The organism is Ponticaulis koreensis DSM 19734, assembly GCF_000420665.1.
Lineage (GTDB): Bacteria > Pseudomonadota > Alphaproteobacteria > Caulobacterales > Hyphomonadaceae > Ponticaulis > Ponticaulis koreensis.
This window is the reverse complement of the sequence record NZ_ATVJ01000001.1, coordinates 332,786-345,569: the sequence shown is the minus strand read 5'-3', so window position 1 is coordinate 345,569 and position 12,784 is coordinate 332,786. Positions and strand designations below refer to the sequence as shown.

Genomic DNA, 12,784 nt, shown 5'->3' with positions numbered 1-12,784 from the left:
TGTGGGGATTTGTAGGGTGGATTAGCGCACGCGTAATCCACCATGGAAGGGGAGGCGTTCTGGTGCATTACGGCTTTCAGCCTAATGACACCCTACGCGGCGAGCCGTATTTGAGGCTCGGGCGATGGCCAGAGGTTGGGCGCGTGAATGGGCGGGCCACGGGCAACCCTGATGGTTGTTGGTGGAGTGACGCCCGGTCTACGGGGCTGGAGCGTCGCGGAGTGTTCGACGCCGGTGTGAAGTCGCGGGCCGCGCTGCCACGGGGTGATAAGGCAATGCACGCAGAGCATCAGGCAGGCAAGCTCGCGCGCCAACGCCTCAGCGCGCTCAAAGGTGTCGATTGTGGTTTGAAGCTGCTCGATCAGCTCCGCAGGGGAAGCGGGCTCAGCAAAAGTGTCAGGGGCGGCAGGGGTGAGGGCTTCAAGGGTTGAACGCAGAGCCTCAGCCGCCGCGGGGCATCCGGCCGCGGTGAGCTGACCGGCCGCAAGATAACGGATGGAAGCCTCCACCATCGCATCGGCTGAGCGCACCATAGAGACGATCTCGGCGGGCACCACTGTCTGGCCCGCATGATGGAGGCGGAGCAGATAGCTCAGCAGCCGCGCCAGAAACAGCCCGACCACCCGGCTCGGGCCGGGCAGGGTGTGGAGCATGTCAAAGGCAGGCGCGGTGATCATCCGCCAAGTTTAGGCTCGCGGATGAGAAGGGGGATAAGTTTTTGGGGAGATCAAAATCATCTCGTTGATTTCGTATTTAATTTCAATCTAAATGATTGCATGAGAAATTCACTGCAGGACAAACGACTGGCCCACCTTTCAGAGGAAGAAATTTCTCAACTGCTTTTGGAGTATTTCGAAACTGATGTTCCAGTTTCAGACTTGATCGAAAAATATGAATTGGCAGTTACGCCATCTAAGCTTTCATCGATCCTACCGCCAGAAATACTGCCAGAACACTGCCCATATTGCTTGGACGAGAAGTTGGTAGTCGCGCGTGGGAGTCGAACGGGATACAGTTGGCAAACGCCTCGCGCGTTCTGCCCAAGCTGCGGACATGGTAAGAGAGAACCTTGCCGGTGCGGAGGCTGCAAGTCGTGGAGAGCGGAACAGACTCTATTACACAAGGAACGCATTGAGGCCGCTGTGCAAGCGGTACAGCGTTCATGGAGAATCGACATTGCGCCCTCAGATGTTCAGTTCGAAGTTGCAGTTGGGATTCTCGGTCTCGTGCGCCACTCTGTGGGACCAGATTATGCAGGGGTGTCACCTTTTCAAACTTCGCCGGTCCCTCTGGGACCTAGTGAAACGTACACGAAACAATCCGTCGAGCTTCTGTATCATAGAGGGTTTTTGGAAATTGGACTCAGTAGCGACGAGAGCTCTCTTATATTTTCTGAAGATTTGACCCAGGTCGTACAATATCGCCCAACAGCTGTGAGCTGGGAATTCATGCCAGCGAATTCGCTCGAAGAGCGCAAACAATTCGTTTTCGGTCTGGAAGAAATAGTGAGCTCAGGAAATTGGCCTGAGCATTGGTATGATGATGTTGATCATTTTTGGATCGCGATTTGCGTGCAAGAATGTCTCCACTATTTCGGCTATTTGCTGAAACAAAGGTATTTGGAAGCAGATCGATCAGACGAGCGTTTGGATCAAATTATTCGACGCGCATTGAAAAAATTCTGTCCTGCTCAAGTTTGTAATCTTCTCTGGCAAAGTGCGCGCGATACTGTTGACTTCATGGCAACAAAAGGAATTCCGGATCGCCAAGCACACGCGGTCTGTAGAGGAATATTCGATCGGAAAGTTGATAAATTTGTAGCAGAAGGTTGGGAGTTAAGAAAATCCCGACGTGACTTCAATTGTCCACAGTCGGTCATAGCAAGCGTTTTCTTTCATCAGTTTATGCAGTCTAGTGGTGATGGATTCGACACTGCTCCGCCCGTGACAAGATTAGAATAGGGTCTCAGTTCGCAATGATGTCTGAACAGCTGTCTTTAGGAAATTTGTCTAAATGATAAATCTGAACGACCCGCAAGAATTCACGCTCTTTAATGTTGCGAGGTTGCTGGCTTCTGTTGAGGACGACGGAACCACGCACCAAATTCGTGTAGACACGAGCGGACAGGCTTACCTGTCGTCGGAGCCAAACATTGGGAATAGAAACTTAGATGGTGTGGCGGTTTACTTCGAAAGCTTCACCGCATCGGGGTATGTGGGGGTCGACGCCGCAAGTGATTCTGAATGGGTCGCGAGTGTTTACCAAGCATTGAAAGATAATTGGCCGACAGATCAACGAAGGTTCGTGGATTTCTACGGACCGCCAGAATATTTTGCCACGCGAATTTCGACTGGACTTGAGCTGCGAGATCCAAGTGCCGTTCCTGACTTGTCAGCTATGACCAGAGAACAACGAGTGGCCGAGATGGTGCAATGGTTTCTGTTTAACTACGAGGACCCTGCGAACTCCACTCCAAGAGATGAAGGCGACTACTTCTATATCTGGGGCGGCCCCTACTATGCTGGCGACATTATTCCACAGACATTTCTCGATGACGTCGATGAAGACGAAGTCGATAATGCAGTCGCAGAGATAGAAGCAATAGGCCACATTTGGGTACCTAATGAGCGGCGATTGGTCGATGATTACCAATGGTCGTACCCGGACGTGGTTGGCAAAAAGCTTGCTGATTTAAAAACGGGCGCCATTAAATCTGAAGTTGCTCGCGCGAGGTCTTTTATCGACCGCTTGCAGAGTGCATCCGTCGGCATGGGTCACAACAACCCTCCTGAGGAACTGGAAGAGTTGCCACTAGATCAGGAGGAGCTGGAAGATATTGCCAGAGAGTTGGAAACAATTGAGGAGCAGGCGCAGTCCCAATCAGCCGTAACGACCAAGCTTTGGCGTGCGTTGACGGCGGTTGGTAGAATGGTTGGGCGCGTGCTCAGCTGGTTTGGCGGACTGATCGATACCTTTGCAAAAGAATTCGCGAAATCCGCGGGAAAAACAGCGGGCCCTGCTGCGGTTGCAGCGGTGACGTATGCAAACTGGGACGGCCTAGTCTCGGCCGCCGTCAATTTGCTAGGCTTCTTCTTTTAGGCGCCGATAAATCAACTGAGCCTGTGTGGTTCGCGCCGTTGATAAGTTTCGGAGACAGGAAACGTCCGTCAATCAATAGCCTCACGCTTCGTACCGTCTTCCAAGAGATACAGCTCAGAGCCCATCTCAGCATACTTCTCCGACATCTCAGCCATCCCCTTCTCAGCCTCGAGATTGAGCGCTTTTTTCTCATTGTCCGTCATGTTTGCGGCGTAGTCGCGGACCTCGGCGGTGATCTTCATGGAGCAGAATTTCGGGCCACACATGGAGCAGAAATGCGCAACCTTGTGCGCCTCTTTTGGTAGGGTCTGGTCGTGGAAATCGCGGGCGGTTTCGGGGTCCAGTGCGAGGTTGAACTGGTCTTCCCAGCGGAATTCAAACCGGGCGCGTGAGAGTGCATCATCGCGCACCTGCGCCGCCGGATGGCCCTTGGCGAGGTCTGCCGCATGGGCGGCGAGGCGATAGGTGATGACGCCGACTTTCACATCGTCACGGTCTGGCAGGCCTAGGTGTTCCTTCGGCGTGACATAGCAGAGCATGGCCGTGCCATACCAGCCGATCATGGCCGCGCCGATGCCGGAGGTGATGTGGTCATAGCCCGGCGCGATGTCCGTCGTGAGGGGGCCAAGCGTGTAGAATGGCGCTTCGCCGCATTCACGCAGCTGCTTTTCCATATTCACCTTGATCTTGTGCATTGGCACGTGACCCGGGCCTTCGATCATCACCTGACAGCCCTTCGCCCAGGCGATTTTGGTCAGCTCGCCAAGCGTTTCAAGCTCTGCAAACTGGGCGCGGTCATTCGCGTCTGCGATAGAGCCCGGACGCAGGCCATCACCCAGCGAGAAGCTGACGTCATAGGCGCGCATGATCTCGCAGATCTCTTCGAAATGGGTGTAGAGGAAGCTCTCTTTATGGTGGGCGAGCATCCATTTCGCCATGATAGAGCCGCCGCGCGAGACAATGCCCGTGACGCGGTTGGCGGTGAGGTGGATATAGGCGAGGCGCACACCGGCGTGGATGGTGAAATAGTCAACGCCCTGCTCACACTGCTCGATCAGCGTGTCACGATAGACTTCCCATGTGAGGTTTTCAGCAATGCCGTCCACTTTTTCCAGCGCCTGATAGATCGGCACGGTGCCAATCGGGACCGGCGAGTTGCGGATGATCCATTCGCGGGTGTTGTGGATGTTACGGCCTGTTGAGAGGTCCATCACATTGTCTGCGCCCCAACGGGTCGCCCAGACCATTTTCTCCACCTCTTCCTCAACGGAGGAGGTGACGGCAGAGTTACCGATATTGGCGTTGATCTTCACAAGGAAGTTGCGGCCGATGATTTGCGGCTCCAGCTCCGGGTGGTTGATGTTCGCCGGAATTATGGCGCGGCCTTTGGCGATCTCGTCGCGGACGAATTCAGGGGTAATGAATTCGGGGATTTCCGCGCCGAAGCTTTCGCCCTGCGCGACGGTTTCGGCGGCATTGGCGAGCGCTTCCTGACGGCCAAGGTTTTCACGCTCGGCGACGTAGATCATCTCTTTGGTAATGATGCCGGCTTTTGCGAACTCATACTGGGTGATTGGTGGTCTTGTTTGCTCGCTGCTATTGCCAGCTGAAGCTGGCGCAGCTGCGCCTGCGCGGTCGCTTGTAGGGTCGAAATCGACGGCTTTGAGTGGTCTGTTGCGGATAGGGAATTCGCGGGCGAGGTATTTGCCCGTCGCGCCGCCATTGTCTTCCGGTTTGACTTCGCGGCCTTCATATTCCTCGACATGGCCACGCTCTTTCACCCATGCGGTGCGGGTGCGGGGCAGGCCTTTTTCGACGTTGATCTCTACGTTCGGGTCTGAATACGGGCCGGAGGTGTCATACACAGGAACCGGCGGCTCATTCGCTGTCGGGTGCAGGTCGATCTCGCGGCGCGGCACGGCAATGCTCGGGTCCGCCTTCGGGTGAGTGTAGACCTTACGGCTGGCAGGCAGCGGGCCGGTTGTGACTTTCGGGGTCTCGAATTCGGACTGGTCAGTAGGTTTGTTCATTTTTGTGCTCCGGAATTTGAGGTCGCGCCCGCGCCATATTTTTCCAAAATGTTCGCGAACTGCTCGGGGTTTTTAATGTCATAGATCACTGGCTCGTTGGGGCTGTGCTTTACCGGCCAGAGAAAAATCGTTGTTTCTTGCGTTGATAGAATATCGGCCTTGTCCGACTTTTTGCGTCTGGCCACTTTCAATGTGTCCACTGCAAAAGTTTTCAGGCTCCGGTTTAGCCACCTGGAATTCGTCAGGATGAGCCGTCGTGGCGTAAGAACGTGCACGCCGCTATTGCTGGTGCGAATGAATTCGATCGACAAAAGGAGCGGGCCTAAGATTGCGACGCTGTAGATGAATACCTGCCAGACCTGTACCCACCAGGGGTATGAGATCGGACGGCCAAATTTCATTCCGAGTAAGAGCAGTGCACCAATCAGCAGTGCCCAGAATATGCTGATGATTAGGCTGGCAGCCGCGAAATTCCTCCATTTCGGCGAAATGGGGTGCTTTTCCTGTAGCCAGATAACGTCTTCGCCCGCCCCTAAAATGCGGTCGAAATGTTCTCTTACTTTTGGGTCGCTAAAGCTCGGTTGCATCTCATTCCGTTCCTACGCCGGTCTAAACCGGATCAGGTTCAAAGGGTGCTCTTCTTCAGCGGTTTGTCATTCCGGGCGAAAAAGCGGTTTCCACTTTTTCTGAATGGCAAACAGGATCTCAGCCGGTGCACCGGCGCCCCTCGGATATTGGGGTAAACCTAGTTCAGTTGCTCTGATTTGGGAAGGGGCATCAGCGCGGCTGTCGGCGGAGCGTGGCGAGGCCTACGCCGGTGAGGATGATGGTGGCAGACAGGGCAAGGCGGAGCGTCAGCGGCTCGCTCAGGAAAAGCACTCCGCCAAGGGCTGCGATCGCGGGAACGGTGAGCTGTAAGATACCGGCCTGCGCACGGCCGAGAGCGGGCAGGACGCCGTACCAGATCGCATATCCGATACCTGATGTGATGATGCCAGAGGCGAGGGCTGCGGCAATCGCTGTATTGCCCGGCATGGCTTCGGTGTGTGCGAGGAAGATAAGAGGCGTCAGGAGAAGGGCGATCAGGCTGGCGCGGAGAAAGTTTCCGGCTGTGTCGCGCGTTGGCGCTTTGCTGGACCGGCCGATCAGCGAGTAAGCGCCCCAGCCCATGCCGGCGGCCATCATGGCAAGTATCGCAAATCCGGAAGATGGCGCGCTGAGGCTTGGCGATAACAGCCAGACGAGCGCGCCGAATGCCGCAATCAGGCCTGCCCATTGCAGGGCGGATAGTCGCTCACCTGTCTTCAGCGCCCAGCCGACCATGGTGAACTGAACAACGGCGAACAGGACCAGCGCGCCAAAGCCTGCGCCAAGCGCCAGATAGGCATAGCTGAAGCCCGCCACATAGACGAGCAGGCTCGCTGCACCTTTCCAGCTGCCGGTGCCTTTCACCTTCAGGCGTACCAGAAGCGCGAGCGCCAGCGCGCCGGAGATAAGGCGGATGAGTGTGAAGCTCCACGCGCCGCTCGCGCCATCGACAAGGGCAAAGCGCGCCAGCACCGAATTGGCAGCAAAGGCTATCATAGCAAGGCTGCCAAGAAGGAGGATGCGAAGGGTTGAAGGCATGGGCTGACTATTGGTCAGCAAAGCCCCTACAGCAAATCACGTGCGGTTGATGTGGAACTTCTTCGATTGAACAGTGTTCACCGGTGATGCATAGATCAGGGATGAAGTTCAGACGTACGCCGCTTTCGCGTTTCTTTCCTGTCGTTCTTGCGGCACTCAGCCTGTCGGCCTGCATTTCTGGGCCGAAGAACAGGTTGGTGGTGACGCCGGTTCCCAATGAGGAAACGCGTGAGTCCGCGAGCGTGCTGGTGGTATCAACGCGGGCCCGTTCTGATGAGCCGGGCGTTGTCTATTCCGGCGAGCGGTCTCCAAGAGGCGAGATTTCTATCATCAACATCGCTGCGCCGCCTGATCACCAGACGGGGCGTCTCGAACTGCCGCATGACGGGTCGAGACTGGACGCTAACGAGCATTTCGTCACCAACAGCATTGATTATATCGGCGAGAATCCGACCGAGCGTGTGAGCTCATGGTTCGGCCAACAGGTCGAAGACGGCAGCGTGCTGATTTTTGTGCACGGCTATAATGTGACCTTCGATGCGGCTGTGTTCGGCCTTGCGCAGATGAAGCTCGATTCCGGTATGCGTCAGGCGTCTGTCCTGTTTGCATGGCCATCCAGCGGGCGGTTGAACGGATATCTCTATGACCGTGAGAGCGCCAATTACTCGCGTGATGATCTGGAAAATCTGATCACCGGCATCGCCAACCGCGAAGAAGTGCGGGACATCACTATATTCGCGCACTCTATGGGCAGTTGGCTCACTATGGAAGCGCTTCGCCAGTATTCCATCCGGAATGGCGGGTTGAATGATAAGATCACAAATGTGGTCCTGGCGTCTCCCGATCTGGATGTGGATGTGTTCTGGCGGCAGATGGAAACGCTCGGTCCGGACCGTCCGCCTTTCACCATTCTGGTCACGCAGGATGATCGCGCGCTCTGGTTTTCGCGGCTGATTGCAGGTGCCTCCCGCCTTGGTGGTACGGACCCGACCAGCCCTGAAGTGCTGGAGCGTTTGCAGGAAGCTGGCGGCATCACTGTGCTGGACCTGACGGATGTGCCGGGCGGTGACCGTATGCGTCATTCAAGCTTCCTGACGGCGCCAGACATTGTTGGCCATCTGGGCAGTGCCATCCTCAATGAGAATGCGCTGGTCAGAAACTATGATGCCACACGGGGCATTGTGCTGGATGTCGGCCATCTTCTTACCGCGCCGCTTCGCATTGGTGATGAGGTCGACCCGCTGGTATTTGTGCCGCGCGACATGCCTGAGGATAATCAGGCGCCCGGCGCTTTCCCGCGCTTCAGGCCTGCCTATGCGGTGGAAGACGGTGAAGTGATCGAGGTGATGGTCGAAGAGCCTGCGAGCGAAACCAGCACCGAGGACGGCGACGACGAAGAACCGGATGCTGATGCGCCAGAGCCAGTCGAGACCGCACCGTCCCAGAACGACTAATCGAATAATACAAAGCCAATTAGCTAACTATCTTGACGGGTGTGCGCCGTGCTGATACTTAGCTTTATGGCTAACTTTAATTCATCTACGCAAAGTCAGATTGATCTCGGGTTTCATGCGCTCGCCGATACAACGCGGCGGGCCGTGATTGCGAGGCTTCATCAGGGGGAGGCGGCAGCTACAGAGCTTGCCGAACCGTTCGAGATGGCGCTGCCAAGCTTCATGAAGCATTTGAAAGTGCTGGAAGCCGGTGGGCTGATCATCACGCGAAAGGAAGGGCGCAAGCGTATCTGCTCGCTCGATCAGAAGGCGCTCGCCCGGCTGTCGGGGTGGATCAATGAGTATGAAAAAGGGTGGCAGAACCGGCTGGGCCGGATGGATGCCATGTTCAAGGAAGGGGACGAAACATGACCGCACTTATGCAGCACAGAACGTCGGTTCTGGAAAAACATTTCAACGTCAGTCCGGCACGCGTGTTTGCTGCGTGGGCTGATCTGGAGCAGCGGGCAAAATGGAATTCACCGTCTGATGATGTGGTGATCCGCTACACCGAAGATGATTTCTCTGTAGGTGGGAAAGACGTGTCGCTCTGCCTTGTGGGAGATTATATCGTGGCTGAGGTGGTGGGCATTTATCACCATATCGCGACTGACGAGCAGATTATCTATACCGAAATCATCAAGTCGGAAGATCAGGTGCAGGGCGTCAGTCAGGTGTCTGTCAGCATCGCGCCTGACGGGGATGGCACTCATATGGTGGTGACGCTGCAGACGGCGGCGGTTTCTGGCAGTGAAATTCTCGACGACGTTGCAGCAGGGTGGACTGCCGCGATAGCGAAAATGCAAGCCGTTCTGGAGGCCTAAACAGTCCGCTAGCCGGCGATCTTCGCGCCGCGTGCTCTGGCTTCGGCAATCCAGCGTGTGAGCTTCTCCGGCTTAGCGGATTTCACTGTGCCCATCTGTTTGACCTGAAGCGGCTTGATGCCGGAAAACTTCAGGACGAGGTTTTTTACCTGATGCTGGGCGGGTGACCCATAGGCGAGACGGTCGAAGAAGGCTGGTGCATCTGCGGTGATCATCACGTCGGCTGTGCGCCCTGAGAGCAGCTTATCCCACCAGGGATCATTCTCGTGATAATTCATGGCAAAACCGGGCAGAAAGGCGCGGTCCAGAACGCCCTTCATCTTTGCGGGCATGCCGCCCCACCATTGCGGATATACCCACAGCATATGATCGGCCCATAGGAGCGTTTCGCGCCATTCTTCAAGGCAGGGCTCCAGCGTTTTGCGCTGCGTGTAGCCGAGTGTGAGATCCGGATCGAACGACATATCGTTTAGGTTCATCCGGCGGATGTCCGCGCCTTTCCCGGCTGCACCTTCGGCGTAAGCATCTGCCAGTGCGTGACAGAAAGACGTTTCGCGTGGATGCCCCACCCAGATGAAGAGTTTCATTGTCGTGTCCCCCACTTCGCTTTCAGTAACATACCTGAAAGATCGGACTTTATAAGGCGCGCCCTTGTCGCAGGTGGGTTGAAGGAATGCGGCTTTCATTCAATGCTATAGGTGTGGGGAGGCGGCATTGCATATTCTGGCTTGGAACTTTGAATTCGCCCCTCGACGAGGCAAAGCGCTTCCTGTGTTGAAGGACCGTTATGCGGCGACTAACGCCGATATTGGCATTCTGAGCGAGGTCAGGGCTGACGCCATGCCTGACGGGCATGCAATCTTCGCGAGTCCGGACTGGGCGTATTCTGCGCATCCGCAAGCAAGGAAAATTTCTCTCGTTTCGAAATCGCCCTGGAGAAACGTTCATACACCGCGATCGGGGCGTCCGCTTGAAGGCCGGCTTGTGAGCGGGGTTACTAATGCTGAGGGGCAGGATTGCCTGGTCATCGGCATGTGTATTCCATGGTCCTTCTGCCACGTGACGTCTGGTCAGCGCGACAGTGAACGCTGGCAGGAGCATAAAGCCTTTCTGGCTGCATTGCCGGACGAGCTTGGGCCCGTACTGGAAACCGATTTGCCGGTCATTCTGGGCGGAGACTTCAATCATACCTTCCCGCGGGCACGCACCAACGAAGCGGCGCATGCAATGGTGTCAGATTTTCTGGCACGGTTTGATTTGAAGCTCGCGACGGAGGCACCGCCATTCGAAGGACGGTTGCTCAATCATATTGCTGTCAGGGGCGCTACGGCTGGCAGCCTGACGCGCATTGAGAATATGTCAGGCGGTAATCAGCTGACAGACCATATTGGTGTGGTCGCGAGGCTATGCTTGCCATAGCGAAGCAAGTGCTCCACAAGGCGGCCAGCAGGACTGTTCAGTCCAACTGGTACAGGATTTGGGTGCTGTATTGTCCTGGCTGGGTGTTGCCCTGATCGTCCACAGCCGTATGGAATTGCGCATAGCCTATCATGCTTTCGCAGGCAGTATGATCAAGAATGGGCCAGCCGCTAGTTCGCGTGATCTCGCAGTCCTGCGGTTGTCCACTCTCATCGACGATGACAGTCAATCCAACGGTTCCTTCCCAACCCAGTCTTCTGGCAATTTCAGGATAGGCCTGGGACACGCGGCTTGCCCACCGATTCAGGTTGCGAGGCCGGACGGTTTGCATTGCCGGTGGTCTTGTTGTTCCCGTTCTTGGCGGCGCAGTCTCTGACTCGAACTCAACCCTTTCAAGAGTGATATCCAGATCGCTCGAATTTGAAGTGTAGAGACTTTCGCTCCGCAGTATAAGCGAAAGTTGTTCACTGCCCGGATGAGACCAGTTTGTAGCATAACGCGAATAGCCTTCATCTTCGCGAACTTGCCAGTCCTGAAGCACCGAACATTCTGCAAGCTGTTCTTTCAGGCGATAATATCCGTCTCGCGCGTCGCGCAGACGTCCTCTTGCCTCTCCATTAACGGGAAAGCGGCAGGTCAATGACGTGACTTTCATGGTGCCTTCAGCGTGATTCGGCAGTTCTCTGTTCAAACCACAAGGTTCCCCATTCAGGGGTTCCAGAGATGCTCCGGGACGATAGCCCCCATTGTCCTCTGATCGAAAGGCCGGATCGAGAGAGACAAAAGGAGTCTCGGTCAAGCCTTCAATAATCCACCATTCGATTTCGTTGCATAAGTCGGCCTCCGCGTTGGCAGTGCAGAACGCACCGAATACCAAGGGCAGAACAGCAGCCGAGAGTGTTTTCCACATAATCACGTCCCCTATGATTGTGATAAAAATAAACGGGACTTCCTGCTCCGCTCAAGTATCCACGCTGCAATTAGAGGAAAAGGAGCTACCGAATGTTGAGTTTTTCCGATAGCCGCTGTGAGCATATTGGTTTGCCATATTCACTGGCACGATCTACCCGTGCGCAATGAAACTCGTTGAATATCTCAAAAGGATCAATTACGTCGCACCGCTCCGTGTCGATCTTGCGACGCTGAACGGGCTGATTGAGGCGCATGTGCGCGCGGTGCCGTTTGAGAATCTCGATATCTATGCCGGTCGCCCCGTCGAATGGTCGCTTGAAGCCGCCTATGATGAGATCGTCACGCGCAAACAGGGTGGCTGGTGTTTTGAAATGAACACGCTGTTTGAGTGGGTGCTCAGCGAAATCGGCTTTGAGGTGATGCGGCTGTCTGGCGGTGTGCGGCGCGAGAAAATGGGTGATGTCGCGCTTGGAAATCATCTTTGCCTGATGGTGTCGCTGGACCGTGATTATCTTGTGGATGTCGGCTTTGGCGGCTCGCAGATTTCCGCCATTGCACTGGAGGAAGCCGAAACGCTGCACCGTCCGCTACGCATGGCTCTGTTGGATGCAGGGGATGGATACTGGCGTATGCATGAGGGCGGCTGGCGCTCTGCGATGAGTTATGACTTTCGCGCCGAGCCAGCTGATAACGCGCTTCTTCAGCAACAGCATGATGTTCAGGTGGAAGATCCGAATTCCATTTTCCGCAAGACAATGACGGCGAAGATCAGGCGCGGGCGGTCCTATCACACGCTACGCGGTCAGATGCTGGAAACCAATCATCCAGGCAGCAAGGAAGCGCCGCGCATCATTGAATCAGTCGATGAGATGAGAACAGTCCTGCGTGATCTGTTCGGGCTGGAAGAGCCGGACCTTGAACGCCTCTGGCCGATGCTGACAGCGCGCCGCAGGCAGATGTTTCCGCGTTCGGATGCCTAGCGCGCAAATTTGCGCTGCATGTCCATCACGAACCGGATGGCAATCTCGATATAATGAGAATTGGCCATAAGCCCGCCAACAACAAAAGCTGGCCAGAGATCAAAATGGCTGACGGGACCTGTATGGAAAAAAAGGATCAGAATGGTTGGGCCGAACAGGCTGAGCGCAATAATCATCCGGCCAATCCATGCCCCCGCTTTGAACGGTGAAATTGCCCCGAATGCGAAGGCGGCGATCAGCCCGAAGAAATAGCTCGTCTCTCCGGCACTTCGATCTTCAACGGCCCACAGAAACACGAAAAAGGCCATGCCGAACACGCAGGCCGCCATGATGATGACATGGGTGATGTTCTTAGGTGTGATGAGCATTGGCGTCCCTCCATCTGCAGTTTAGCGGGGGAG

Annotated in this window: 14 protein-coding genes and 1 riboswitch; of the genes, 7 read left to right on the top strand and 7 right to left on the bottom strand. The window is 55.6% G+C overall.

Translation table 11 applies throughout. The annotated features are described in order from the left end of the window. Window positions 1-92 precede the first annotated feature (92 nt). Entirely contained in the window at window positions 93-677 is a 585-nt protein-coding gene (locus tag G523_RS0101840) for a hypothetical protein (protein ID WP_022693312.1), read from the bottom strand. Here G523_RS0101840 and G523_RS0101835 point away from each other — a divergent pair. Together G523_RS0101835 and G523_RS21180 are read left to right on the top strand one after the other, a co-directional pair. Beyond that, complete coding sequence (locus G523_RS0101835; RefSeq protein WP_155802560.1) at window positions 645-1,961, top strand: hypothetical protein; 1,317 nt, start codon at window positions 645-647, stop codon at window positions 1,959-1,961. The two genes, G523_RS0101840 and G523_RS0101835, sit on opposite strands and share 33 nt — an antisense overlap. 52 nt (window positions 1,962-2,013) lie before the next feature. Next, window positions 2,014-3,099 carry a hypothetical protein gene (locus G523_RS21180; RefSeq protein ID WP_022693310.1) on the top strand — a complete coding sequence of 362 codons (1,086 nt, stop codon included), beginning with the start codon at window positions 2,014-2,016 and terminating at the stop codon, window positions 3,097-3,099. Between the two features lie 68 nt (window positions 3,100-3,167). Here the strand turns inward: G523_RS21180 and thiC are convergent, their stop codons facing one another. The 3 genes from thiC to G523_RS0101815 all read right to left on the bottom strand — a co-directional run bounded on the left by thiC (window position 3,168) and on the right by G523_RS0101815 (window position 6,755). Beyond that, complete coding sequence (thiC, locus tag G523_RS0101825; protein WP_022693309.1) at window positions 3,168-5,129, bottom strand: phosphomethylpyrimidine synthase ThiC; 1,962 nt, start codon at window positions 5,127-5,129, stop codon at window positions 3,168-3,170. Next, on the bottom strand, window positions 5,126-5,716 hold the full coding sequence (locus tag G523_RS0101820; protein WP_022693308.1) for a hypothetical protein: 591 nt from the start codon (window positions 5,714-5,716) through the stop codon (window positions 5,126-5,128). The genes thiC and G523_RS0101820 overlap by 4 nt, the downstream gene beginning before the upstream one ends. Then, window positions 5,709-5,867, bottom strand: a riboswitch (TPP riboswitch). Its footprint overlaps the gene before it by 8 nt. Before the next feature lie 39 nt (window positions 5,868-5,906). Continuing rightward, window positions 5,907-6,755: a DMT family transporter gene (locus G523_RS0101815; RefSeq protein ID WP_022693307.1), complete on the bottom strand. Its 849-nt coding sequence runs from the start codon at window positions 6,753-6,755 to the stop codon at window positions 5,907-5,909. Between the two features lie 101 nt (window positions 6,756-6,856). Here G523_RS0101815 and G523_RS17500 point away from each other — a divergent pair, with 101 nt between their 5' ends. The 3 genes from G523_RS17500 (at window position 6,857) to G523_RS17495 (ending at window position 9,072) form a co-directional block, all read left to right on the top strand. Continuing rightward, window positions 6,857-8,209, top strand: coding sequence for an alpha/beta hydrolase (locus G523_RS17500; RefSeq protein WP_022693306.1), 1,353 nt, complete (start codon window positions 6,857-6,859; stop codon window positions 8,207-8,209). Window positions 8,210-8,275: 66 nt separating this feature from the next. Beyond that, window positions 8,276-8,620 (top strand): ArsR/SmtB family transcription factor, encoded by a 345-nt coding sequence (locus tag G523_RS0101805; protein WP_027441367.1) that lies wholly within the window; start codon window positions 8,276-8,278, stop codon window positions 8,618-8,620. Beyond that, window positions 8,617-9,072, top strand: a complete 456-nt coding sequence (locus tag G523_RS17495) for an SRPBCC domain-containing protein (RefSeq protein WP_022693305.1) — start codon at window positions 8,617-8,619, stop codon at window positions 9,070-9,072. The genes G523_RS0101805 and G523_RS17495 overlap by 4 nt, the downstream gene beginning before the upstream one ends. Before the next feature lie 8 nt (window positions 9,073-9,080). Here G523_RS17495 and G523_RS0101795 read toward each other — a convergent pair whose 3' ends face one another. Then, window positions 9,081-9,659 carry an NAD(P)H-dependent oxidoreductase gene (locus G523_RS0101795; RefSeq protein ID WP_022693304.1) on the bottom strand — a complete coding sequence of 193 codons (579 nt, stop codon included), beginning with the start codon at window positions 9,657-9,659 and terminating at the stop codon, window positions 9,081-9,083. A 127-nt stretch (window positions 9,660-9,786) separates the two neighbouring features. Here G523_RS0101795 and G523_RS0101790 point away from each other — a divergent pair, with 127 nt between their 5' ends. Then, the gene (locus G523_RS0101790; RefSeq protein ID WP_022693303.1) at window positions 9,787-10,491 is read left to right on the top strand and encodes an endonuclease/exonuclease/phosphatase family protein; all 705 of its coding nucleotides are present in this window, start codon (window positions 9,787-9,789) and stop codon (window positions 10,489-10,491) included. A gap of 37 nt (window positions 10,492-10,528) precedes the next feature. On the opposite strand, the gene G523_RS19985 is transcribed toward G523_RS0101790, so the two are convergent. Continuing rightward, on the bottom strand, window positions 10,529-11,401 hold the full coding sequence (locus G523_RS19985) for an energy transducer TonB (RefSeq protein ID WP_022693302.1): 873 nt from the start codon (window positions 11,399-11,401) through the stop codon (window positions 10,529-10,531). Between the two features lie 166 nt (window positions 11,402-11,567). Here G523_RS19985 and G523_RS17485 point away from each other — a divergent pair, with 166 nt between their 5' ends. Beyond that, complete coding sequence (locus G523_RS17485) at window positions 11,568-12,383, top strand: arylamine N-acetyltransferase family protein (protein ID WP_022693301.1); 816 nt, start codon at window positions 11,568-11,570, stop codon at window positions 12,381-12,383. Here the strand turns inward: G523_RS17485 and G523_RS0101775 are convergent. Next, entirely contained in the window at window positions 12,380-12,751 is a 372-nt protein-coding gene (locus G523_RS0101775; protein ID WP_022693300.1) for a hypothetical protein, read from the bottom strand. The two genes, G523_RS17485 and G523_RS0101775, sit on opposite strands and share 4 nt — an antisense overlap. Between the last annotated feature and the right edge of the window lie 33 nt (window positions 12,752-12,784).

Bases quoted from the DNA above. Each gene is read 5' to 3' on its own strand.
- thiC (WP_022693309.1), bottom strand. From the start codon at position 5,129: ATGAACAAACCTACTGACCAGTCCGAATTCGAGACCCCGAAAGTCACA.
- G523_RS0101820 (WP_022693308.1), bottom strand. From the start codon at position 5,716: ATGCAACCGAGCTTTAGCGACCCAAAAGTAAGAGAACATTTCGACCGC.
- G523_RS0101840 (WP_022693312.1), bottom strand. From the start codon at position 677: ATGATCACCGCGCCTGCCTTTGACATGCTCCACACCCTGCCCGGCCCG.
- G523_RS0101815 (WP_022693307.1), bottom strand. From the start codon at position 6,755: ATGCCTTCAACCCTTCGCATCCTCCTTCTTGGCAGCCTTGCTATGATA.
- G523_RS0101805 (WP_027441367.1), top strand. From the start codon at position 8,276: ATGGCTAACTTTAATTCATCTACGCAAAGTCAGATTGATCTCGGGTTT.
- G523_RS17500 (WP_022693306.1), top strand. From the start codon at position 6,857: ATGAAGTTCAGACGTACGCCGCTTTCGCGTTTCTTTCCTGTCGTTCTT.
- G523_RS21180 (WP_022693310.1), top strand. From the start codon at position 2,014: ATGATAAATCTGAACGACCCGCAAGAATTCACGCTCTTTAATGTTGCG.
- G523_RS19985 (WP_022693302.1), bottom strand. From the start codon at position 11,401: ATGTGGAAAACACTCTCGGCTGCTGTTCTGCCCTTGGTATTCGGTGCG.
- G523_RS17485 (WP_022693301.1), top strand. From the start codon at position 11,568: ATGAAACTCGTTGAATATCTCAAAAGGATCAATTACGTCGCACCGCTC.
- G523_RS17495 (WP_022693305.1), top strand. From the start codon at position 8,617: ATGACCGCACTTATGCAGCACAGAACGTCGGTTCTGGAAAAACATTTC.
- G523_RS0101775 (WP_022693300.1), bottom strand. From the start codon at position 12,751: ATGCTCATCACACCTAAGAACATCACCCATGTCATCATCATGGCGGCC.
- G523_RS0101795 (WP_022693304.1), bottom strand. From the start codon at position 9,659: ATGAAACTCTTCATCTGGGTGGGGCATCCACGCGAAACGTCTTTCTGT.